Source organism: Pedobacter sp. BG31 (genome assembly GCF_042464845.1).
In the GTDB taxonomy this organism is placed as follows: Bacteria; Bacteroidota; Bacteroidia; order Sphingobacteriales; family Sphingobacteriaceae; genus Pedobacter; species Pedobacter suwonensis.
This window is the reverse complement of sequence record NZ_JBHNZK010000031.1, coordinates 15384-39857: the sequence shown is the minus strand read 5'-3', so window position 1 is coordinate 39857 and position 24474 is coordinate 15384. Positions and strand designations below refer to the sequence as shown.

Sequence of the window (24474 nt, the reverse complement as noted above, 5' to 3'; positions counted from 1 at the left end):
TATTTGCCGCCGACTTCCTTCAGATTCGCAGTCACCCACGACACCCTTGTCTTTAGCTAACACTTCCTACTGCTAAGCGTGTTCGGGACTTTAACCCTATAGTCGATTGCCATGCCCGGCGCACCAATAAAAAAGGAGTGGCATTACACCACTCCCTGCTAACCAAATATAAGAGAGAAAAAATTAATTAGAATGAATAACGGATTGTTCCACCGTAAGTTCTCGGATCGCCCAATACACCGGCGTATAAACCGGAGTTTCCGGCTGCAGCCTGTAACTGCTCATAATAATTTTTATTGGCGATGTTTCTGCTCCAAACAAACAAAGAAAACTTATCGGATTTGAACCCCAGCCTGGCATTAAATAGAGCATAACCTTTAACAACCAGTACGCTTGATGGGGTAGGATTTGAAGAATATTCTGAACGGTAACTCGCATCACCGGCGATGAAATAGCGTCCCGCTCTGGTGGACAGATTACCAGGTGTACTCAGCTCTGAACCGCCTGAGATATTCCATTTAGAGATACCAGGCAACCTACCGCCGGAAGCATCTTTAAAGGCAACCTGGGTAGCCACGCCGTTGATCACCTCGGTATGTCCGGTTTCTTCTAATGGTAGCGGTGCATTGGTAAATCTTGCGTATTTACCATCAAGATAGGCCAGGGCGGCATTTAAAGTTAAAAAACGTTCCAATTGATAAGTACCGTCTATTTCGAGGCCTTTTACCCTCACCTTTTCCGCATTTGATAAATAACCTCTGTTTACGCCCAGCTGCGGCGATTGCACATTGGTCTGATAATCTTTAATGTCCGTATTAAATAAACTGATATTGACAATGGCACCTTTGAGCGGCTTCGTTTTCGCACCAAGCTCATAATGCTGAACGTACTCCGGTTTAACAACAGCTACAGATAAATCTGCTGCTCCCGTTGAGGTAGTTGGCAAACCGCCTACGTTAACACCCACCGGTTTGTAAGCGGTAGAAAAAGTTCCGTAAACATTTAAGTTATGGCTTGGGCGATAAGAAACGGTGAAGTTACCAGATAAATTGTTGTTATCTACCTTAGTAGAGAACTGCTGATTGGCATATACGGCTGCTTTGAGTGCTAATAATGTCGCATCAGTGGTTTGTAAACCTCCATACGTTACCCGATCATAATCAACATCTTTTTTATCATAGGTATACCTTAAACCTGGCAATACATGCAGGTTTTTTAAAACTTCCCAGTCAACCTGCGCAAAAACTGCCGCACTTAACGATTTAATAACAGAGTTGGTTTTAATACCAAAACCATCCAATAAACCCGGTGTGGAGTATAAAGCCTGACTACCGGTATTGCTGGTTTGTACAAAACGCCATTGATCTTTACCTACTTCTTCTGTTTGTGCCAAACCTTTTAAATTCTGACCCAGAAAATAAACGCCCACTACCCCACTTAATTTCTCGGAAATATTGCCTGCGTACCTGACTTCCTGAGAGTATTGATCGTGACGGGAATTGCCCTGCGATTTGGTCAATGCTGCCACTTCAGAAAAATCCCTGTCGTTGGTGGGATCCCAGTTCCAGAATCGCCAGGCCGTAGTTGAAGTAAGTGTTCCATTCCCAATTTTATAATCAACATTTAACGAGATCCCACCGATGGATTGGTTATGTCTCCAGGGCGTATTGGTATTGATTTCTCTTGAAAAAGGATCTATTTTAGGTTGTTGATAGCCTAAATCAGAAATAATTCTGGCATATTGGCGATACGCACTTCTTTCGGTTGTAGTAACGCCGGCAATTACCAATGGGTAACCTGCCGGATGCTGAATGCTTACATCGCCACTTAACAACACCTGCAATTTTTCGGAAGGGGTATAATATAACTGACTTTTCAGTCCGAGGTTGTTCTGTCCGCTATACCTGCGTTCTTCCCTGGTATTCCAGATGGTACCATCACGTTGCGTACCCGAAATTGAAATCTTTGCAGCGAGATCTTTTGCCAGTGCACCAGAAACTGATGTTTTGGCCTGAATAAAATTATAATTCCCGACACTCAATTCTATTTTTGCGCTCGGCGTTAAAGTAGGTTTGCTCGTGGTGATGTTAAAAGCACCAGCCGTGGTATTTTTGCCAAATAAGGTACCTTGAGGACCACGTAAAATTTCGATCTGATCAATATCAAGAAAATCGGTAGAAGTAGCGGCCGGGCGGGCATGATAAACGCCGTCTACATAAAAACCTACGCCAGGATCGATACCATCATTGGTTAAACCAAAGGTAGAACCTAAACCCCTGATGTTTAGGGTAGTGTTCCTCGCATTCGAGGCGTACAACTGTACCGAAGGGACCAATTCCTTTAAACGGTTCACGTTAAATGCACCTGCATTTTCGGCTGAACGTCCACCAATAACAGTAATTGGAATCGGTACATCCTGTAAAACCTCCGAACGCCTTCTGGAAGTTACCACAATTTCATCAAGCAATGCATTTTCCACCAAAACCAATTCTATTGGCGTATTCTCAACTTTTAGTATCTGAAAATCCTGTGGTTTATAACCTACAGCGCTGACCTGAAGGTAGAAAGGTGTTTCCTGTTTTACATTGATGCTAAAAGCGCCGTTTTCATCGGCTACCACAGCCTGGTTGGTTCCCCTTACCTTTATCGTTGCGTTGGCGATAGTAGTACCGTTGGTTGTTTTAATAATTCCTGTAACCGGACTTTGGGCAAAAGCAAATCCCGCCGAGATTAAAAATGAAAATAAAAAAAGTAAAATTTTGTTCATAATGGTGTGAATGGTTGGTTTAAGCATTATTGATTAACGAGGTAATTGCGAATGTGTGACTACTAATTCCAGAAGGCTACAACAGCTATGCGAACACGTTTTTCGACTGATTTTCATATTATTATATAAAATCTATAGATTTAGTAGGCAAATATATTAAAAAATATTAACTGCCAAATTTTATTTCGTGATTTTATAAAATAGACCTATAGGTTTATCATGAAAGAATCCTGAAATAAATCCGATAGCTATCGGATCAGATTGACGATTAGCACCAAAAAAAACGGGGCGATCGTAACCGATGCCCCGTTTTTTTATTCTTAAAATATTTGAGTATTTATTTACCTTATACCCTAAGCCCCATACCCTAAACCTTATCTGGTATAATTAGGTGCCTCTTTGGTAATGGTGATATCATGCGGGTGACTTTCGCGCATGCCTGCAGCGGTAATCTGTACAAACTGCGCTTCCTGTAAGGCTTCAATATTGGCTGCTCCACAATAGCCCATACTTGCCCGTAAACCACCAATATATTGGTACATTACTTCAGCAAGGGTGCCTTTAAACGGCACGCGACCAACAATACCTTCAGGAACCAGTTTTTTAATGTCATCTTCCACATCCTGGAAATAACGGTCTTTAGAACCTTGCTCCATTGCTTCAATCGAACCCATTCCACGATATGATTTAAATTTACGTCCTTCGTAAATAATGGTTTCACCTGGCGATTCTTCTACTCCAGCAAATAAAGAACCTGCCATTACGGTGCTTGCACCTGACGCAATTGCTTTTGCAATATCTCCTGTATGTTTAATTCCACCATCTGCAATAACAGGTACTCCTGTGCCTTTTAGTGCTTTGGCACATTCGTAAACAGCATATAATTGAGGAACACCAACTCCGGCAATGATCCTGGTGGTACAGATAGAACCGGGACCAATACCAACCTTAACGGCATCTGCACCGGCATCTGCTAAAAACTTGGCAGCTGCACCTGTAGCAATATTACCGACAATCACCTGTAAGTCAGGATACTTTGCTTTAACTTCTTTTAATTTATCTACTACCCCTTTGGTATGGCCATGAGCTGTATCGATCGTAATGACATCAACACCAGCATGCACCAAAGCATCAACCCGTTGTAGAGTATCAGCAGTTACCCCCACCGCAGCGCCTACTCTCAAACGGCCATGCTCATCTTTACAGGCTACCGGGTAATTTTTAACTTTTGAAATATCTTTAAAGGTAATTAACCCGCTTAAGTAACCATCTTTGCTCACAACTGGAAGTTTCTCAATTTTATGGTTCTGAAGAATTTCCTCTGCCTGAACCAAGGTAGTTCCTTCCGGAGCAATGATTAAATTTTCTTTAGTCATTACTTCAGAAATTGGCCGCTTCATATCCTTTTGGAAACGTAAGTCCCTGTTTGTGATAATGCCAACCAGTTTATTATCGCTACTTACCACCGGAATACCACCTATTTTATGCTCCTTCATGATCTTGAAGGCATCAGCAACCACAGCTGTTTCCAATAAAGTTACGGGATCTTTGATCATACCGCTTTCCGAACGCTTAACCTTGCGTACTTCGGCAGCCTGTCTATCGATCGTCATGTTTTTGTGTAACATGCCTATCCCGCCATTCTGCGCAATGGCAATCGCCAGTTCAGCTTCGGTTACGGTATCCATCGCAGCAGAAATCAATGGAACATTAAGTTTGATTTTTTTTGTTAGAAAAGTGGTTGTATTTACTTCACGGGGCAGAATTTCAGAGTATGCGGGTACCAATAGTACATCATCATACGTTAAACCTGTGGCAATAAACTTTGTGGAATCGAGTTGCATAGCAAATAAATTAGGATTTATTATTTGCCAGGCAAAGATACGAAAATCGAACGGAAATTAAAGCGTAAAGTTAAAAATGCTTAAATATTGAGTTCTTCTGACAATTACATCAATCAGATTAACGAGAATGATGCGGCTGATTTAGTCTGATTGGCACCGAAAAAATTTTAAATAATTCGGATAATTATGATATAATTGCACCAACCAAAAAACTAATTTTATACATGCAGAAAAATGCTCTCAGATTTCTGACTCTAATGCTATGCTTTGGAGTGAGTACCCTTTATGCCCAAAACAATCCACCCGTAAAAAGAGAATTCAAGTTTGGTAAAATTGCACCGGCAGAATTCGAAGTAAAAGCTTCGGGCCAAGACTCTTCAGCCTCCGCGATAAAGCTGTTTGATGTTGGCGATTGCTATTTTGAATATAGCAATAACGGCGGTTTTATTTATGTTTTTGAACGACACATCCGTTATAAAATTTTAAATAAAAACGGCTATGATCTGGCTAACTTCAATGTTGAACTTTATAAAAGCAGTAATTCTGCAAAAGAAGACCTCAGTTTTATGGATGCTGCAACCTATAATATGGTTGATGGCAAAATAATGACCAGCAAACTAAATAAAGATGCCAAGTTTACCGAGGCATTCAACAAAAACTATATAATCAAAAAATTTGCGTTGCCCAATGTCAAGGAAGGATCGATTATTGAGTTTAAGTATAAAATCAAATCAGACTTCACATTTACTTTACGCGGATGGAAATTCCAATCCACTGTTCCTACACTTTGGTCTGAGTACAATGTTAGAATACCAGAATACTTTGTATACAAAAACAACGTGAGCGGATACTACCAAATCGATCATCCGGTGCATGAAACCATAAACACCTCCTACATCCCGGGTTTAACTTCGAATGCCGCTTACGATAAATATTGTGCTGCAAATGTACCGGCCCTAAAAGAGGAACCATATGTGACCACAATGGATGATTATACACCCAAAATAGAATTTGAACTTCGTGGCACCCAATTTCCGGGAGAAATGTATCAGGATTTTAACGGCTCCTGGCCAAAAATCATTAAAGGCTTAGCTGAAGATGAAAATTTTGGTGGCTTTATTAACAAAAACGGTTATGCCAAATCAGTACTGCCAGGTATCCTGAAAGGTGAAAAAGATACCCTTACCGCAGTGAAACTTCTTCTGAATTATGTTAAAAATAATTTAAAATGGGATAAGCAATACTCAAAGTATGCCAGCGAAACCAACCCAAAAACTATTTTCGAAAAGAAAACAGGCTCATCTGCAGATATCAACCTTGCCCTGTTAAGTTTATTAAAAGAAGCCAGGATTGAGGCCTTCCCTGTCCTCCTCAGTACAAGAGAAAACGGCGAACATCCGGGTTATCCGTTGGTATCGGCATTCAATAACGTAATAGCGGTTACGCAGATACAGAATAGCCTGTATTTTCTGGATGCGACAGACAAGGATCTGCCCGCTGGTATGTTAGACTACGAAAATTTGAGTCACCAGGGATTTTATATTGATTTAAAAAATACATCAGGCAACTGGCTTTCCACAGAGCCGAGTGTTTCTAGCGAAAAAATATTTGTATACAGTATGGTTTTAGACAAAGACCATAAGTTAACCGGACAGATCAGCCAATATTCAAAAGGTTATGCAGCACTAAGTCTTCGAAATAGATATAGAAAAACAAATAACGAGGCTGAGTTTATTAAAGACTTCAAAAAAGATAAAACCGGGCTCGAAATATCGGCATATAAGATCGATAATCTGGATAATCCGGATGAATTATTAACCGAAAGCATGGACGTTGTGATCGAAGATAACGTTGAAGAAGCTGGCAACCTGGTGTATTTTACCCCCCTGCTATTTGAAAGAACAAAAGAGAATTTATTTAAGCTGGAGCAACGCAAATTTCCAGTTGATTTTGCCTATCCATTTAAAGAAAACTACCGCATTACGGTAAAATTCCCTGATGATTATGAAATAGATAAACTTCCTAAAGGAGGCATTTATAAACTTCAGGAAGACAAGGGTACCTTTGCCATTAACTATGTAATAGAAGGTAAAACCCTGATGGTAAAAAGTGCCATTAGCCTGAATAAATCGCTCTACACATCAGAAGAATATTTCGATCTGCAAGCATTATTTAAAGCCGTGGTTGAAAAGCAGGCCGAACAAATCGTATTTAAAAAGAAAGTATAATGAAGTATTATTTTAGTTTGCTATTCGCTGTTGCGTCTATTAATACCACATTTGCGCAGACGGATTACGATGTGGCGAAAATTTCTGAAAGCCTGAAACATGATGCTGTAGCCGTAGTAAGAAACGAAGAATCCTTTTTCGATGTTAAAGGACTGGGCGCGGCAAGAATGGATTATAAAGTAGCCATAACCATTTTGAATAAAGCCGGTGAACCATATGGTGAAATGGCTGAAGTTTACGATAAATTCAGCAACATATATAACATTAAGGCTGCCCTTTACGATGCTGCAGGAAAAAAAGTAAAAGACTATAGAAGTTCAGACATTAAAGACCAAAGCCTGATTTCGAACTTTTCGATTTTCGAAGACAACAGGCTTAAGCTTTTAAAATTTGTCAGCATAACCTATCCTTATACTATAGAATACAGCTTCAGCCAGGACTATAACGGATTGCTTTCTTTTCCGTCATGGCGCGACCTTAAAGGTTTTGGCATATCGGTTGAAAAATCTGCCTACACAATTCAAAAGGCAAAAAATTACAAGATGAAGTACATTACCAGCTCAAATTTACCGACAGACTCGGTAATTAACGGTGAAAAATTACAGTACAGATGGAAAAGTTCCAATGTTGCTGCAGTTACTGAGGAGCCTCTGAGCACAGGCCTTGATAATGTTTCTTCATGGGTTAAAGCTTCTCCTAATGAGTTTGAATTCGATGGCTCAACGGGAAATTTTGATAACTGGAAAAATTTTGGTTCATGGATTTTCAATTTAAATCAGGGAGGGAATAAACTTCCCGAAGCAACCAGGTTGATGGTGCAGAACCTGATCAAAGATGCCAAAACGCCAAAAGAAAAGATCAAAATTTTATACAACCACCTGCAGCAAAATACCCGTTATGTTAGTGTGCAATTAGGAATCGGTGGATTCAGACCAATTTTAGCCGAAAAGGTTGCGCAGGTAAATTACGGCGATTGTAAAGCGCTTTCCAATTATATGAAGGCCTTGTTAAACGAAGCAGGAATCGCCTCGAATTTAATTGTAATCGGAAACGATATGCCTAGTTTAAATCTGAATTACTCCAGCATGGGGCAGGCAAACCATATGATTTTATGCGTTCCACTTGAAAAAGACACGACATTTTTAGAATGCACCAGTCAATTTAAACCCATGGGATTTATCGGCTATGGCAACTCTGACAGGAATGTACTGATGGTGACTGAGGATGGAGGAAAGATTGTGCATACCCCGGCTTACCATGCCAGAGAAAATTATCAGAACCGAAAAACCAAAATTACGCTGGCAGAAGACGGTACAGCTACCTCCGAAATTAAGGCTACCTATGGTAACGCACAGTTTGAAGAAAATTTTTCGATGACATTGATGGAACCTGTTGATCTCCGCAAAAAAATAATTGAAAACAGTTCTATTCCGGTAGCAGAACTTATTAGCTACAAATATATGCAGCCAGATAAAACGGTTCCGCTACTTACTGAAGAAATTAATTTTAAAACCAACCCCTTATTAACCAAAGGTGGAGATAAGTTGTTTTTGTTGGTTAACCAGATTAACCGCCGCGAGAGCGTTCCGCTTAAAGTAGAAGGGAGAAAAACATACTTCGCTGTTCCATTCAGTTATCATGATGATGACGAAATTAACTACATCTTACCAAAAGGATACCAGGTAGAATTTATTCCGAAAGACATCACAATCAACTCTGAATTTGGATCGTACACTGCGAAATTTAGTATCAAGGATAACATGATCGTTTACAGCCGCACACAAACCATGAACAATAAAAAGTATCCGCCAGAAAAATATGGCGAATACGTAGATTTTTATAAAAAGATTTACCAGGCTGATAAACAAAAAGCTATCTTAACTAAAACTTTATAAATCGCAATGATTACTGAAAACCAATATTTTAATAGCAACGTTAAATCGTTAGGCTATGAAACTACTGAAGGGAAATCGACCATTGGTGTGATCAATCCGGGAGAATATACCTTCGGTACTGCCCAAAAAGAAGTGATGCATGTGATAGAGGGCCAACTGCAGGCGCTATTACCAGATGCTACCGAATGGATAAATATTGCTGCAGGAAACCAATTCGAGGTCCCTGCAAATTCATCATTTAAAGTAAAAGCGGCTGTGAAAACCGCCTATCTTTGCCAGTATAGATAAATTTAAAAAAGCCGTCCTTTCGACCGAAACGCAGTGGATTTGAGAGATCTATATCGATAGATTTAGCTTCGCTGAGCACTTCGTAGTTCTCGACTTCGTTGCACTTCGCTCGAAATGACGGCCTCCATAGGCTTAATTTCCAATTACTTCTTCCCGATCACAACTTCTATAAAATTTTCTGTAGTAAGGTATTTATTAGCCATTACCAACAGCTCTTCAGCAGTGATTGTCTTCACTTTTTCGATGTATTTGGTATAATAATCATAATCCAGTCCTGCAAAATAAATATTTTTGAATTTGTCGGCATGTGAAAAAACGTTCTCCAGGCTGCCCAACATCGATCCCAGCATGTAGTTCCGAACCAGATCCAGTTCTGCTGCTCCAACGGGTTCATTTTTCAATAATTCGATCTCTTTGTAAATTTCTGTTAGTGCGGCTGAACATACATCTGCACCCACTTCGGTTGCAATAAACAGATAACCTGCCTGCTGTAATGAAGAAATACCAGAACCAATTCCGTAAGTATAACCTTTATCTTCGCGGATGTTGTTCATTAAACGCGAACCAAAATACCCGCCTAAAATTGTGTTCAACACCTGAAGCCCGCAAAAATCCTCATGTTTGCGGTTTATAGCCAACTGGCCTATTCGGATTGCCGATTGTAATGCATCTGGCTTTTCGGTATAAAGCACTTTTTTTTCAGTGGGCGTAAAACTAAAGTTATTTTTTATGGCATCACTTTTTTCCCAATCGCGGCCAAAAAAATCATTTAAAAGCTTAAATCCAGCATCATCGAACTTACCTGATATCACTATGGTGCAGTTGTTCGGAGCATAAGCAGCTTTAAAATAATCAAGGAGATCTTCACGTTGTAAGGCATCGTAATGGGCTGCTTTGATATTGACGCCATAAGCGGTATCGCCAAACAAAGCATTGGCAAATTCCTTTCTGGAAAGAATATCATTCTTTTTCAGGTTAACCTGTAACTTCTGCTTCTGGTTCTGGATATAAATATCAAGTTCATGCTGAGGAAACTGGCTTTCTGATAAAACATCTTTTACAACCGGTAATACCGAATGTAAATGTTTATTCAACGTGTACAATGTTACCGAAGATTGATCCTGTACATATTCTGTTTGAAAAAATGCACCATAAAAATCAATTTTTTCAGCTATTTCCCTTGCGGATAATTGATTTGTTCCGTTGTTGATTAATGCGCTTACCGCAATGGCCTGCAATGGTTTTTCCAGGTTCCAGTTAACATTATCAAAAATAAATTCAATCCGTACCAGATCCTGTTCTCCGGAATAAATGGTATAAACGGGTACACCATTATCCAATACCTGTTTTTGCGGATGGATAAATTTTATGGTAGATACCTGCTTAAAATCAGGTGCCTGTTGTCTGTTAAGCATTTTCTTCGGTTAAATAATATAAAGTAGATGATGATTTAGGATTAAAAGTTTCGTTAGATATCCGTTTGATATCTTCTGCGTTTACTTTTAGGAACTCTTCGGTTTCACTGTTCAATATGGCGGCATCGCCCAACAGCTCATAGTAGGCCAGATTCATTGCTTTATCCAGCAGGTTCATCTCAGAAAAAACAAGTACCGATTCTACCTTATTTTTCACTTTAGTTAACTCCGTTTCTGAAACAAGTTCGGTTTTTAACTTCTCAAGTTCAGCCCAGATGGCTTTTTCTGCCGCTTCGACTGTTATACCTTTCACCAGTTTACCCTCTATAATGAAAAGCCCCGGATCTAAACTGCTCGAAATATAAGCATTGATATCGCTAAAAAGTTGCTGTTCCTTTAAGAGGCTATTGTATAAACGCGAAGACTGGCCCCGCGATAAAATATCTGACAATAAATCAAAAGCGTAATAATCTCCGCTTAATCGTCCGGGCATTTTAAAAGCCATGTAAATCGCATTTAACGGGACATTAGCCTTAACTGTTTCTTTTCTGGCTTCGGTTTGCGGATCTTCCTGAACTAAATTCCGGTTATATTTCTCACCTGCAGGAATCGGTTCGAACCATTTTTCGGCCAGTTTCTTTACATCGGCTGTTTTCACATTTCCGCCAACAACTAAAATTGCGTTTTGCGGCGTATAATGTTTCTTAAAAAATGATTTTACATCATCCATTGTGGCATTTTCGATGTGCGAAAGCTCTTTACCTATCGTTGCCCAACGGTAAGCATGCTTCTGATAAGCCAGCGGACGTAATTTTAACCAAACATCGCCGTAAGGCTGGTTAAGATAACGCTGTTTAAATTCCTCACTTACCACATTTCGCTGGGTATCAAGGCTCTTTTCAGAGAAAGCCAGGCTCAGCATCCGATCGCTCTCTAACCAAAAAGCAGTTTCGATATTTTCTGCTGGCAAAGTGATGTAATAATTGGTAATATCGTTACTCGTAAAAGCGTTGTTTTCTCCCCCTACGCGTTGTAAAGGTTCGTCGTAACTGGGAATGTTTATCGATCCACCAAACATTAGGTGCTCGAATAGATGAGCAAAACCTGTTTTTTCGGGGTCCTCATCCCGGGCACCAACATCATATAAAATATTTAAAACTGCCATTGGCGTTGTTGCATCTTCATGCACCAAAACTTTTAACCCATTGGTCAGTGTAAAACGATTAAAATCTACCATAGGTGACAAAGATAATCGAATTGTTGAATTGCTAAATTGTTTACTCAATTAATCTGACGAACACGCCTTCATTTTATTTAAAAAATTCTGCAAACAAATTTGTAATTTTTTTATTACCTGTAATTATATAATTTTACAAAAATAAAACCAAAAGAAATATGCTCACCTATGCTATAATCGCGCTCGTTTTAGTGGCAACAAGTCTTTTTTTACTCAACTTTAGGAGGGAAAGCAATTGGCGCAAAAACAATAATGATACGTTTAGTTTTGTGATCTCACTAATATCCACCTTTACAGGATTGTTTATTGCCCTGGCGGTTAATACTTTTCTGGATAACATCGACAAAAAAAACAACTTAATTAAATTGTTGAACACCACTAATCTGGCGATAGAAAACTGCCAGATGAAAACGAAAGGAATGTATTTAAATACTTCCAATGCCGGACTGAATCTAACCGAAACCCTTAAGAAAACGCCTGTTGAACTACCTAAGTTATATCCGCAACTCGCAACAAATAGTTTGGTTAACGACTACTTTACACCAAATGCTTTTCAAGCCTATATTGTTTGTATAGACAATATGGAAACCTTTGTTAAAAACCTAAGCAATACCGAACAGAACAACAATGGAACGAAAATTGAGATTCTTAACCGGTATTTAAAATATTTAGAATTTGCTAAAAGTATTAACAATTTAGAAGTTGAAAGGCTCGGTGGGAACATTACTGAAGAACAGGAAACCAGTTCTTTAAAGAAAATAGTTGACCAATTTACTACGTCAAAATAACATGAAAAATATCATTATAATCTGTTTGTTAACCTTGGGTTTAGCTGCCTGCAACACAGCTACAAAAAAGGAAGAAAAAATTGATTTTACTAAATCATATGAAACAGCGGCGCTCGCATTAACCGATGCACAATTGAATTATGATGCAGCAGTAGCAAGTAAGGATACCGCAAGAATAGCAGCTGCAAAAATACAGTTGGAAACCGCCAAAACAAATTATTTAAACAGTAAAACCTATTATACTGCAAATGGGGGCATCGTAAAAGCAGAAGATGATCAATTGCTTGCCAAAGCAAATACTTCTTTGGGTAAACCCGTTAATGACACAACCACTGTGGCCACTACGGCCGGAAAGTTTATTGATAGTACCAGGGTTAATGCTGATAAAAAGGTGAAACAGGTAATAGGCGCCATTGCAACTGGTGAAAGTAAGGTTAAACAAGTTTCAGATGCAGTTGCGCTTGGTCAAACTACAGTTAAAAATAATGTTGTAAAAGCTAACGAAGGCTTAAAAAAGGTTAATGACAGTACTAAAAAGCGTTTAGAGGAAATAAAAAAACAGGGAAATGATTTGCTAAACCTGTTTAAACGTAAGGCTGATACCACTAAAAATAATTAACAATGCACTGTTTTTTTATAAAACTGTGATTATAGTGATGCTTATTTCGAGTATTTTTGCTTTATGAATACAGCCGATTTACTGCAGCGGGCGCTACATTTTGATTTTTTAACGCAAGAAGAAGGTGTATACCTATACCACCATGCCGATACTGCATCATTGATGTTTGTAGCCAATGAGCTAAGAAAAATTCAAGTCCCTAGCGGTAAAGTAACCTGGCAGATCGACCGTAATGTAAATACCACCAATGTTTGTATTGCAAACTGTAAATTTTGCAATTTCTTCCGCAGGCCTGGCCACGAAGAAAGTTATATTACCGACATTGAGACCTATAAGGTTAAAATTGAAGAAACTTTCCGTTTAGGCGGAGATCAGTTATTATTGCAGGGTGGTCATCACCCTGATCTGGGCTTGGCTTTTTATGCCGATCTATTCAAAAAGTTAAAGGAGTTATACCCCGATTTAAAACTTCATGCTTTAGGTCCGCCAGAAATTGCCCACGTGGCCAAGCTGGAAGGCATCACACATACTGAAGTATTGAAAACACTCAAAGAAGCCGGGATGGATTCACTACCGGGGGCAGGTGCCGAAATTTTAAACGATCGGGTTAGACGGTTAATTTCCAAAGGTAAATGCGGCGGGCAAGAATGGCTAGATGTAATGCGCGCCTGTCACCAGTTGGATATCACCACTTCAGCAACCATGATGTTCGGCCATGTAGAAACCATCGAAGAGCGTTTCGAACATTTGGTATGGATCCGTCAGGTACAAAGTGAAAAACCAGCCGATACCAATGGATTTCTGGCCTTTATTCCCTGGCCATTCCAGGATGACGGCACTTTATTAAAACGACTGCGTGGTATCAGCAATACAGTAACTGCCGATGAATATATCCGGATGATTGCCCTGAGCCGCATTATGCTGCCAAATATTAAAAATATCCAGGCCAGCTGGTTAACCGTTGGAAAAACTACTGCCCAATTATGCCTTCATGCAGGAGCAAATGATTTTGGATCGATCATGATTGAAGAAAACGTAGTATCAGCAGCTGGTGCACCACATCGTTTCACAGCAAATGGTATCCAACAATCCATTAAGGCTGCAGGTTTTGAGCCACAATTACGTGGTCAAAAGTATAATTACAGGGATTTGCCAGAGCATTTGGAAGAGCAGGTGATTACCTATTAAAAAAGTGTAAGCGGTAAGATGGGGATGAATGATGGAGGAACAGTGCGAATTTTCGATAATCAATAGTGACAAGAGGTCTGGTAAATTGCTAGTTCATAATTCAGTAGAAACACAGGATGGGCCCCGCTTTATCCATCTTAAAATATCACAATCCTAAAAATCTAAACAACAAAGGGAAGTAAAACCAAAGTTCTACCTCCCCACCTTAAACGAAACATTACCTAATTAATAATGTCAATATTTTTGTGTACTACAATCTTTTACCAGGCTGTAAAAACAGGTTGGCAATCGTTACCACACTCGCCTTATCTAAAGGTTCATCAAAGCTTTCAACAGCAGCGGCCTTGGTAATACCTGAGAAACCACCAATTCCTACAATATTTGCTCCAGCCTGCACGGTTAGATCTTCACCGGCATAAACAGCATCAACAGCTGCTACACCTGAATCATTTGCCTGTCCGGAAGCACCAAGGCTAACCCAAGGCTTATAAACGGTAGAGCCAGCAGCTGTACGCATTTGACGGATGTGAGAAGCATGACGTGCTTCAACAGAATGGATTTGAAGTGCAGTTTGCAATACTCCCGGAGCAGCCATTAAATTGGCGGCCTGGCCTTTGTATGCCCTAACCCCGGTGTCTTCAAAACCTTGTGCTACAGCTAGGAATGTATTATAATCCGTGTATACATTCGCAAATGTACCACCTGCCCTAAAATCGGTATCTGCATAGGCAATTGGTGTACGTGCGGAACTTCCTAAAGCGCCTACCAACAAATCAACGTGCGCCTTCTCATGGTCACGAATGGTAGTAATTGCTGTTTTAGCTGCTGCTGTTGGATAAGTGAAAGTAACATCAGTACCTAACAATGCGTGATTGTAAAAATGATATTCTAAATACTCTAAAGCAAGAGCGAAATTTAAAACGTCTGCAACACCTGATGGTAAAGTGGATTGTCCATATGCTTTTTGAAACATAGAACCCAAAGCCAGCGGCATTGCAGCCAATGAGATTTTCTTACCGATGTTAAAAAAGCTTTTCATGGCAGCTCTTCTCGGGTTTAAACGCTCATAAACCTCACCATCAACTTTTTCAATTTCTTCTAATATATTTACGATATTCATGATTTCTAGTTTAAAGATTTAAAGATTGATAACATTAATTTTGGTTTTGATATATTTTGAAGCAACAGCCAAAACTTTATCTGGTGTTAAGGCCGCATCTAAGCCACCCGAGTTATTAGCACCTAATGAGGTAAGGCTATTAAGATCTGCAAATGATCCGTTTGAGACCATATCACGAACATAAGCAGCGTGACGAGCCTCAACTGAAACAATTTTACCTGCCAGTAATAAAAACGTGCCGTTTTTAAGTCTTGGTCCTGCACCATTGTAGGCTGCAACACCTAAATCTTCAAAAGCCATAGCAGTGGCCAAAACGCTAGCTTCACTGGTAAAATCAATTGATGAAAAATCTACCTCCAAACTTCCGATAGCAGAGGTGGAAAGGGCTGCTTTAAAAAACTCCCTGTGTGCAATCTCATGAAACTGGATATCCTGAAAATAGGCTTTCTTTGCTGCAGCATTAGTACCCGTAAACTGAGTATTGCTATTAGCAACCTGGATGTAAAACGCAGCCTCCAATTGCTCCAAAGCATAAGCATAATTTAATACACCAGTATCATCTTTAAAATCCAGTGTTGCACCATTCATTGTTGGGTTATCATAACCGCGATCTTTACTACAACCAGCAGCTACTAAAGCAATACCGGCAGCACCTGCACCTGCATACTGCAGAAAAGATCTTCTGCCCACAGCTTTGTCAAACAAACTTTTCTCCTGAAGCTCGCTTTTTGTTTCTAGTTCATTGTTTTTCATAGTCATCTATGTTTTAGTGGTTTTGAATACGTTTGATGATACATACGTGACAATCTGTATACTGGTTTTTTCGATTTGCATTTTTTTTTATAAGACCATTTTAATACATTCACCAACCTATAGCTATGACTACACTAAAGGCCATTATTGTTGATGATGAGGAGTTTGCACGATCGTCATTATTTTTTTTACTGCAACAGAATTGTCAGCAGGTAGAAATTACCGGTATAGCAAGATCTGTAAACGAGGCAAAAGACATTTTGGACCATCACCCTATTGATCTGATCTTTTTGGATATTGCCATGCCTGGCGGAAATGGTTTTGAATTGGTGGCCGATGCACAAAAACACAATGCTGCCATAATATTTACTACCGCCTACGATCAATATGCATTAAAAGCGATAAAGGCAAATGCGCTCGATTACCTGTTAAAACCAATTGATATTGATGAACTTAAAACAGCTGTAGACAAAGTTTCACAACACATCAGATTATTTAAAAGCCAGAATGAGAATGATGAACGAATAAACAACCTGGCTTCCAGTTTAAGTTCGAGATCAGAGATCAGGAAACTAACCCTTCCTTACGGACAGGGTTTTAAGATGATTGATATTGATGATATCATTTATATTGAAGCCGACAGTAATTATTCGATTGTACACCTAAACAACCACGAAAAAATAACTGTTTCTAAGGTTTTAAGGGAGTTCGAAGAATTATTGCCAACTGATCAGTTTGTCAGGATACACAAATCAAGCATTATCAACCTTAATCACTTAAAGGAATATAATTCTAAAAACGGACTGCAGGTTTTCCTAAAAAACGGTGAAAGCATCAACATTTCGAGAAGAAGAGCAAGCGATTTTTTTGAAAAAATAAAGTTATTTACCAAAGCAAATAGTGATCATTAGTCCGCATATAAAAAGAAAACAACTGGCTCAAAAAGCTCTTCTGAAGTTTAGCTTCAGCAGTTTTTTTATTGCTTTTTTATTGCTGATCCTGGGTTTTATCGTACCTCACAAGCTTTTTTCGCAAACCACTTATCTCCCTCATTATAACACTAAAAACGGGCTTGCCAGCAATAACTGTTATTACATTTTACAGGATAAAAAAGGTTTTATATGGATTGCCACCGATAATGGATTGAGCCGTTTTGACGGAACAAACTTTCAGAATTTCACGATAGAAGATGGTTTGCCAGATACGCAGATCCTGCAGATGAAAGAAGATAAAGAAGGCCGTTTATGGTTTTTTGCACTGAATGGTCAGCTCAGCTACTTAAAAGAAGGAAAGTTTTACAACCAGAGCAACGATGAACTCCTTAAAAAACTCAACTTTAATACCGTAATTGTTTCCTTTTTAATTGATCAATCAGGGCGGATCTGGCTCGGAACAAACGCCAACCTGATTGTTTGCTGGGATGGTAAAACCATTAGAAAATATATCTCTCCAAATCAAAAGGACAAATTTATCAATGCTTTTATCCATGAAGATGAACAAGGCAACATATTTGCATATAGCGATTTAAGTGTACAACAATTTAATGGAAGAACATTTACCCTGACCAAGTCAAAAGTACAACCCATTTCTTATATGACGGCTGCCAATAGCAGCAACAGATCTTTATTTTATCTTGATAATGGTGGATTAAAACGATACAGGCACGGAATCATCAACGACCTTATCTCCATCCCGCAAAACCTGATCAAAAACATGTCGGGATATTTTTATTACGACGTTAGTAGCAAAGCGGTTTGGCTATCAAATGCCAATGGCGCTTTTGCGCTTGATAAAAGCGGAAAAACGGTGCAGTACCTGCAGGATATTCCGGTTAACCAGGTGATTAAAGATAATAACCAGAACATGTGGTTTGCTACCAATCAGGGCATATACATGCTGCCGAACATGAATAACCGCTTATCGATTATTGATGCAGAATCTGGCTTGAGCAGCAATGTAATTAAAAGCATCACCAAAGACGGGAAAAACAGACTGTGGTTGGGTACTGATGATGCGGTAATCGACGTACTGAGCATCAACAATTATCAGGTTGATGAAATTGGATTAGATGATTTTAAAAAATACAAAACTATTAAGCAGCTAACTTTCGACCCTAAAGATCAAGCCATCTATTTCGCGTCTGATTATGGAATGGGTGTTTTCAAAAATATTTACGACAGCAGTAGCGATGTAAGTTATTTGAAGGAATCAAATAATTCGATGTTTGTGATCAAGCACTTTAGCGTTGCTGAAAACAATAATCATCTTGCCCTGGCGCTATCATCAGGTGTCGTTTTCCTATCAGACAGAACCAGTAAACTTGAGTTTAATGCAGCAAAATATCGCGAAAAGGAGGATTTTTTTAAAGACAGGTCCTATCACGTTTTTTATGATCGTGAAGGCAATTTGTGGTTTTCAAATGTGAACGGACTTTCTCAATTTTCGAAAGGAAAACTGGTTAAACACTATGAGAACCATCCCCTGCTAACCAAAAGGATCAATGATATCCAGCAGCTGGCCGATGGAACATTGATTCTGGCTACCGATGGTTATGGTTTAATTTTTTATAAGAATAAACAGATTACCAGGCAAATTACTCAAAAAGACGGCTTGACCAATAACATCTGCACAAAAATATTCATCAAAAACAACGAAATATGGGTATTAACCAACAAAGGCGTTAACAAAATAGCCAATTACCCGAATGAACTTAATGTAGCCAATTTCGACTATGGAAAAGACCTGTTAAGTGATGATATAAACAGTTTGTATATTGATGATAGCACGGCTTATTTTGCTACAAACAAAGGGCTGATTCTGTTTAAATACAACAATAAAAACATTATTAAAAACCTTCCTAAGGTATATGTTACTTCTATCATTAAAGATAACGAACGTTTACCTGTTGATCAGGATAATTTTACTTTCGAAACGGGTAATAATACCATACTCTTTACCTTCAGTGCCGTTGATTTTACCACCAGTGATATTACCTACCGGTATCGTTTAAATGAAAATTCGGCCTGGATAGAAACCAGAACGAGGCGTTTGGATTTTTCATCACTGCAATCAGGCGATTATGTGTTTGAAGTAAGTGCAAAAAGCCAAAACGGTAGTTGGGGTGAATCTGCAAAAATTGCCTTTACCATTAAAAGTCACTTTTGGCAAAGCCTATGGTTTTTATCCATTTTAATATTGCTTGTGGCTTATATTTTTTATAAAGTAGCTGTTTATATCACCCGTAAGCAAAAGGATAAGGAACAAGCCCAATTGTTGTTAAAAAACAAAGTGCTGATGTTAGAACAACAGGCACTGCAGGCAATGATGAATCCCCATTTTGTATTTAATGTAATGAACTCCATCCAGCATTATATTAACACGCAGAACACAGCGTCTGCCAATAAAGTTTTAACGGGATTTGCCAGACTGATCAGAAAAAACCTGGAGATCTGTACCAAGAGTTATATCTCTCTGGAAGAAGAATTAGAATACTTAAACCTCTACCTGAAACTGGAGAAGAACCGGTTTGGTGACAAATTAGACTATATTTTCAATGTGGATGATGATATAGACAGAGAGGAAACGTTTATTCCATCTATGTTGTTGCAACCATATGTTGAAAATGCAATATGGCATGGCATTATGCCAAAAGAAACTGGTGGTAAAATCATGATCAATATTAAACTGATGGATGAATTCTATCTTAATATTGAAATTATAGACGATGGCATTGGGATTGAAAACTCCTTAAAAGACAAAAAGGAGACACATATTAGTAAAGGTATGCAGCTTACTAAAGAAAGGTTACATCTTTTAGGCCAGATTGGAGCAAAACCTATACACCTAACCGTACGACAAAATACCACAAATGGTACAACCGTCTCCATTTCTATACCGTTAAAATAGACAATTTACCGTTTACTCAATTATTAATACCACTTACTAAATAGAATCTTGATCGAACCTCGTTTAGCCTTAAACTTGTATTAGAAATAAACGATAGTGTTTATCAAAGACGTTCTTATAGAATTGATATAGATATTTAATAACCTAACCTAAAACTATATCTTAATTCAGGTTTCATTTGTGTGTTGAAAGCGGTCTTGTTTTTAAAAGCGAGACCGCTTTTTTTATGTCGAAAATTTTATTTTTGTATATGCCCAATCATAATATCACCAGACACATTGAAGCGCTTATATTTTCTTCCAGCCAAAGCATCAGTACGCAAGAAATCATACTTGCCTTAAATGCAGTTTTTAATGAAGAGTTTATAGAAGAACAGGTTTTCGAAAGTATAGAGCAGATTAAGGAAAAGTATAGCCAGGATGATTTGGCAATCGAATTGGTATTTTTAAACAATGGCTACCAGTTTTTAACCAAAAAAGATTATCATGAAACGGTAAATCAACTGCAGTTACATCGCTCCAAAAAAAAATTAAGTCAGGCTGCGATGGAAACACTAGCCATTATCGCCTACCGGCAGCCCATAACCAAGTTGGAAATTGAACAGATAAGAGGCGTAAACTCTGATTATTCGGTACAACGCCTGCTTGAGAAAGAACTGATCAGTATTGATGGAAAAGCGGAAACCCCTGGCCGACCTATCCTCTACCGTACCAGTACATTGTTTATGGATTACTTTGGCTTAAACAGCCTAAACCAGCTTCCACAGTTAAAAGATATCGTTAAAGAGGAAAATTCTGTAGGAGAAAATGTAGAGCAAATAAATTAATTTATTTATTCACAGATTGTTATTAAAAAAAGTTTTTTTGTATTTTTAAACTATAAAAGCAATTTTTATTTTTGTGTTATGACAGCGCCAAAGAAACTCCCAACTAAACCGACTGCCAAAAAACAGGCAGACGAAGATGATGATTTTGAAGATGACGATATTCAAACAACAAAAAAGAAGCCTCAGGATGATGACGATGATGATTTCGACTTGCCATTAGATGATCTGGACAACTTCGACAATTTTGACGATGACGACGACGATTATTAATATTTAAAAAACATATATTTGAAAAAGCATCCGCCCGCTTGGTAGGATGCTTTTTAATTTTAAAATCTGCCCATGCAAGTTATATCCGTAAGCAATTCATCATTAAAAAAAGACTTTCTAAACACACCAAAAATCTTATATAAAAACGATAAAAACTGGATCTGTCCCCTGGATAGCGAAGTTGAAAATGTTTTTAACCCTGAAAAAAACACCTTTTTTGCACATGGAAAATGTACACGTTGGGTATTAAAGGATGATGCAGGAAAACTGATTGGCCGTGTAGCAGCTTTTATAAATGAGAAAAAAGCATACCATTATGACCAGCCAACAGGTGGAATGGGTTTTTTCGAATGTATTGATGATGAAAAAGCTGCCTTTCTTTTATTCGATACCGCCAAAAACTGGTTAACCGAAAATGGAATGAAAGCGATGGATGGTCCGATTAACTTTGGTGAAAACGATAGTTTCTGGGGACTATTGGTTGAAGGCTTTACCCCTCCGTCTTTCGGCATGAACTATAATTTCCCCTATTATCATAAATTTTTCGAGAAATATGGTTTTGTTACCGAATATGAGCAATTGACCAACCATATTAATCTGACCATACCCTTTCCGGAACGTTTTACAAAAATTGCCAACTGGGTTAGAAATAAACCAGGTTATACCTTCGAATATTTCAGCAAATCCAATTCAAGCAAATACATCAATGATTTAATGGAAATTTACAATGATGGCTGGCAGAATTTTGAAAACTTTGTTCCCATCAAAAGAGAAACCCTCGAAGAGAGTTTTAAAAGTATGGAACCCATTATGGATGAACACCTGATTCAGTTTGCTTACTTCAATGGCGAACCTGCATCATTTGTCGTGTTGATTCCTGATGCAAACCAAATGATCAAAGGTTTTAACGGGAAACTGGGTTTAATTGAAAAATTAAAGTTTGCTTACCGCCGTTGGGTGGGCGTTACGCGCATGAGGGCAATTGTAATGGGCACTAAACCTAAATTCCAGAAACACGGTTTAGAATCGGTACTTTTTATCCGTTTAGGCGAATATGTATTACCTAAAAACCAGTACAAAGAGCTTGAATTGAGTTGGGTAGGCGATTTTAACGAACAGATGATTGCCATCCATAAAGCTACAGGCGCAACATTTGGCAAAAAGCACTTAACAATGCGGAAGATATTTTAACCTTAACAGATTCGATAACTGACAAGGTACGTGTCTCCACGAGCATTTTTTATAATTGATACTCATTCCATCATCCGCGTTTGTAACGCGGATGATAGAGAATGGCGATTGTATCGCCGTAAGCATTAAGCCATTTTATTCGAATTATAAATGTATATTCTTTAATCCTCATTGCAAAAGAGGACTATATTTTATTGTGCCGAACATCATTATGGCAATTAAGCGATATTTTAAATCCCAAGCTTATCGTATAAGTCAATCACCTTTTTGCGGAGTTTATTAATTTCCTCTTCTTTTTCGATCAGTTCTTTTTTAAGCGCAATGAGTTCTTTTGAGGAGTCGGATTCTGATGATGCTGATTGCCCGGTAATCAATTGTATTACCGGAACTTTGAATATTTTCGAAATCTGGAGTAAACGCGAGATATTGAGATCGGTCTGGCCCGTTTCGATTTTACAAAAAGCAGGAGTGGAAATGTTCAATTTTTTAGCCGCATCGGCCTGGCTTAGCCCCAGTAACAACCTACTTTGTTTGATATGATCTCCAATACTTTTCATAATTTAATTAGATCCGGGATTTGAGAGGTGAGATTTGAGAAAATATCCCTCTCAAATCTCATGTCTGAAATCTCACTTCTTTATAGCGGCCGCAAGTTCCGGCAAATCGAAACCTGCATAATTGCCAGAGCTCATCATTAATAAATTGGCGTCTTTGTAATTTAAGCTCAACAAATAATCTTTAAGCTTTGATGCGTCATTAAAAAACTTCAATTTTGGATTGGCGAAAGCCTTTTGCACATCGTCTTCAGAAAAAGGCTCCATTCGCTTTTGTTCGAAAGATTTAATGTCAATAAATACAATGGCCTCATCGGCTTTATTCATCGCACCTTTATATTCTTTCAGGAAATCTTTGTTTAAACTGCTAAAAGTATGCAATTCTATACAAGCTACTAATTTACGGCTGTTAAACTGGGCTTTAACAGCATCAATAGTCGCTTTTAGTTTTGACGGTGAATGTGCAAAGTCTTTATAAACATTGGTTGATACATCAGCTGAAATGACCTCTAAACGTTTAGCAGCCCCGGTAAATGATGCGATGGCTGTATCAAAATCGTTTTCACTGATAGCTAACTGTTTACACACCAATTTGGCGGCATTCAGGTTCATGAGGTTGTGATCGCCAAAAATCTTCAATGCCGTTTCTTCCGGAAGCAGATAAGTGATTCCATTCCTGATTTCATGTTCAGGGATAGCATAACCGATCCTGGTCACATCAGCTTTTGATTTTGACACAATCTCATTCAAATCTGCATCTGCCTTACAGTAGATCAACGTACCCTTTGTTTCTATTGAATCAATAAACTTTTCAAATTGCAACGTATAATCGGCATAGGTTGGAAAAACATTAATGTGATCCCAGGCAATTCCGCTAATTACCGCAACATTTGCTTTATACAGGTGAAATTTTGGTCGTCTATCGATCGGAGAAGATAAGTATTCATCGCCTTCAATAATCATTACCGGAGCTTCTTCCGTTACTTTAACCATGGTTTCAAAACCGGCAAGCTGCGCGCCGACCAGATAATCAAAATCACGCTTATAGTAATTTAGTACATGTAAAATCATGCTGGTAATGGTTGTTTTACCATGACTGCCACCAATTACTACACGCAGTTTATTCTTGCTCTGTTCGTAAATATATTCAGGATAAGAATAGATTTTAACACCCAATTCCTGTGCTTTCAATAATTCCGGATTATCAATACGGGCATGCATACCCAATATTACCGCATCCAGCTTGTTGGAAATGCGATTTTCATTCCATCCCATTTCAGCTGGCAGTAAACCATATTTATCCAAACGCGATTTTGCAGGTTCGAAAATCACATCGTCTGAACCTGAAATCTGATAACCTTTTTTATGTAGGGCAATGGCCAGGTTGTGCATGGCACTCCCACCAATTGCTATAAAATGTATACGCATATTTTTTGTTTTAGATCTGAGATGCTAAATGTGAGATTTGAGATGCTAGATATAAGATGTTAGACAAGCAAATGAGATACGAGACAAAAGATGTAAGATACAAAATAAAGAACAAACACTTAAATACCTTAACCGCTCGGTCTTCCCCCTTCAACCT

At 38.5% G+C, this 24474-nt stretch carries 19 protein-coding genes; 11 read left to right on the top strand and 8 right to left on the bottom strand.

Annotated features, from left to right (window positions below; genetic code table 11):
- Positions 1-187: 187 nt before the first annotated feature.
- Positions 188-2767: a TonB-dependent receptor gene (locus tag ACFE6N_RS22665; RefSeq protein WP_378940121.1), complete on the bottom strand. Its 2580-nt coding sequence runs from the start codon at positions 2765-2767 to the stop codon at positions 188-190.
- 374 nt (positions 2768-3141) lie between these two features.
- A complete protein-coding gene (guaB, locus tag ACFE6N_RS22660) occupies positions 3142-4611 on the bottom strand; it encodes an IMP dehydrogenase (protein ID WP_090987386.1) in 1470 nt (489 codons plus the stop codon).
- Positions 4612-4835: 224 nt separating this feature from the next.
- On the opposite strand from guaB, the gene ACFE6N_RS22655 reads away from it, so the two are divergent.
- Genes ACFE6N_RS22655 through ACFE6N_RS22645 form a run of 3 tightly spaced genes read left to right on the top strand, consistent with a single transcriptional unit; the run spans position 4836 to position 9022 of the window.
- Complete coding sequence (locus ACFE6N_RS22655; protein ID WP_378940120.1) at positions 4836-6839, top strand: DUF3858 domain-containing protein; 2004 nt, start codon at positions 4836-4838, stop codon at positions 6837-6839.
- Positions 6839-8734, top strand: coding sequence for a DUF3857 domain-containing protein (locus ACFE6N_RS22650; protein WP_378940119.1), 1896 nt, complete (start codon positions 6839-6841; stop codon positions 8732-8734). The genes ACFE6N_RS22655 and ACFE6N_RS22650 overlap by 1 nt, the downstream gene beginning before the upstream one ends.
- Positions 8735-8740: 6 nt before the next feature.
- Entirely contained in the window at positions 8741-9022 is a 282-nt protein-coding gene (locus ACFE6N_RS22645) for a pyrimidine/purine nucleoside phosphorylase (protein WP_378940118.1), read from the top strand.
- 143 nt (positions 9023-9165) lie between these two features.
- Here the strand turns inward: ACFE6N_RS22645 and ACFE6N_RS22640 are convergent, their stop codons facing one another.
- Positions 9166-10437, bottom strand: coding sequence for a M16 family metallopeptidase (locus ACFE6N_RS22640; protein WP_378940117.1), 1272 nt, complete (start codon positions 10435-10437; stop codon positions 9166-9168).
- The gene (locus ACFE6N_RS22635; RefSeq protein WP_378940116.1) at positions 10430-11674 is read right to left on the bottom strand and encodes a M16 family metallopeptidase; all 1245 of its coding nucleotides are present in this window, start codon (positions 11672-11674) and stop codon (positions 10430-10432) included. Before ACFE6N_RS22635 ends, ACFE6N_RS22640 begins: the two co-directional genes overlap by 8 nt.
- 158 nt (positions 11675-11832) lie before the next feature.
- Here ACFE6N_RS22635 and ACFE6N_RS22630 point away from each other — a divergent pair, with 158 nt between their 5' ends.
- The 3 genes from ACFE6N_RS22630 (at position 11833) to mqnC (ending at position 14269) form a co-directional block, all read left to right on the top strand.
- Complete coding sequence (locus ACFE6N_RS22630) at positions 11833-12462, top strand: hypothetical protein (protein WP_378940115.1); 630 nt, start codon at positions 11833-11835, stop codon at positions 12460-12462.
- A gap of 1 nt (position 12463) precedes the next feature.
- Complete coding sequence (locus tag ACFE6N_RS22625) at positions 12464-13081, top strand: hypothetical protein (RefSeq protein WP_378940114.1); 618 nt, start codon at positions 12464-12466, stop codon at positions 13079-13081.
- Between the two features lie 63 nt (positions 13082-13144).
- Positions 13145-14269 (top strand): cyclic dehypoxanthinyl futalosine synthase, encoded by a 1125-nt coding sequence (mqnC, locus tag ACFE6N_RS22620; RefSeq protein ID WP_378940113.1) that lies wholly within the window; start codon positions 13145-13147, stop codon positions 14267-14269.
- 250 nt (positions 14270-14519) lie between these two features.
- Here mqnC and ACFE6N_RS22615 read toward each other — a convergent pair whose 3' ends face one another.
- Together ACFE6N_RS22615 and ACFE6N_RS22610 are read right to left on the bottom strand one after the other, a co-directional pair.
- Positions 14520-15389, bottom strand: a complete 870-nt coding sequence (locus ACFE6N_RS22615; protein WP_378940112.1) for a ferritin-like domain-containing protein — start codon at positions 15387-15389, stop codon at positions 14520-14522.
- 18 nt (positions 15390-15407) lie between these two features.
- Positions 15408-16142, bottom strand: coding sequence for a ferritin-like domain-containing protein (locus ACFE6N_RS22610; RefSeq protein WP_378940111.1), 735 nt, complete (start codon positions 16140-16142; stop codon positions 15408-15410).
- Positions 16143-16267: 125 nt separating this feature from the next.
- On the opposite strand from ACFE6N_RS22610, the gene ACFE6N_RS22605 reads away from it, so the two are divergent.
- The 5 genes from ACFE6N_RS22605 to ACFE6N_RS22585 all read left to right on the top strand — a co-directional run bounded on the left by ACFE6N_RS22605 (position 16268) and on the right by ACFE6N_RS22585 (position 22335).
- Positions 16268-17053 (top strand): LytR/AlgR family response regulator transcription factor, encoded by a 786-nt coding sequence (locus ACFE6N_RS22605; protein WP_378940110.1) that lies wholly within the window; start codon positions 16268-16270, stop codon positions 17051-17053.
- The gene (locus tag ACFE6N_RS22600; protein WP_378940109.1) at positions 17043-20048 is read left to right on the top strand and encodes a two-component regulator propeller domain-containing protein; all 3006 of its coding nucleotides are present in this window, start codon (positions 17043-17045) and stop codon (positions 20046-20048) included. The genes ACFE6N_RS22605 and ACFE6N_RS22600 overlap by 11 nt, the downstream gene beginning before the upstream one ends.
- Positions 20049-20274: 226 nt before the next feature.
- Entirely contained in the window at positions 20275-20874 is a 600-nt protein-coding gene (gene scpB, locus ACFE6N_RS22595) for an SMC-Scp complex subunit ScpB (RefSeq protein ID WP_244278886.1), read from the top strand.
- A gap of 78 nt (positions 20875-20952) precedes the next feature.
- Entirely contained in the window at positions 20953-21144 is a 192-nt protein-coding gene (locus tag ACFE6N_RS22590; protein ID WP_090987414.1) for a hypothetical protein, read from the top strand.
- A 72-nt stretch (positions 21145-21216) separates the two neighbouring features.
- Positions 21217-22335 (top strand): GNAT family N-acetyltransferase, encoded by a 1119-nt coding sequence (locus ACFE6N_RS22585; protein ID WP_134203512.1) that lies wholly within the window; start codon positions 21217-21219, stop codon positions 22333-22335.
- Positions 22336-22565: 230 nt separating this feature from the next.
- On the opposite strand, the gene ACFE6N_RS22580 is transcribed toward ACFE6N_RS22585, so the two are convergent.
- Both ACFE6N_RS22580 and ACFE6N_RS22575 read right to left on the bottom strand, forming a co-directional pair.
- Positions 22566-22892, bottom strand: a complete 327-nt coding sequence (locus ACFE6N_RS22580; RefSeq protein ID WP_378940108.1) for a helix-turn-helix domain-containing protein — start codon at positions 22890-22892, stop codon at positions 22566-22568.
- A 72-nt stretch (positions 22893-22964) separates the two neighbouring features.
- Positions 22965-24317: a UDP-N-acetylmuramate--L-alanine ligase gene (locus ACFE6N_RS22575; RefSeq protein ID WP_378940107.1), complete on the bottom strand. Its 1353-nt coding sequence runs from the start codon at positions 24315-24317 to the stop codon at positions 22965-22967.
- Positions 24318-24474 lie beyond the last annotated feature (157 nt).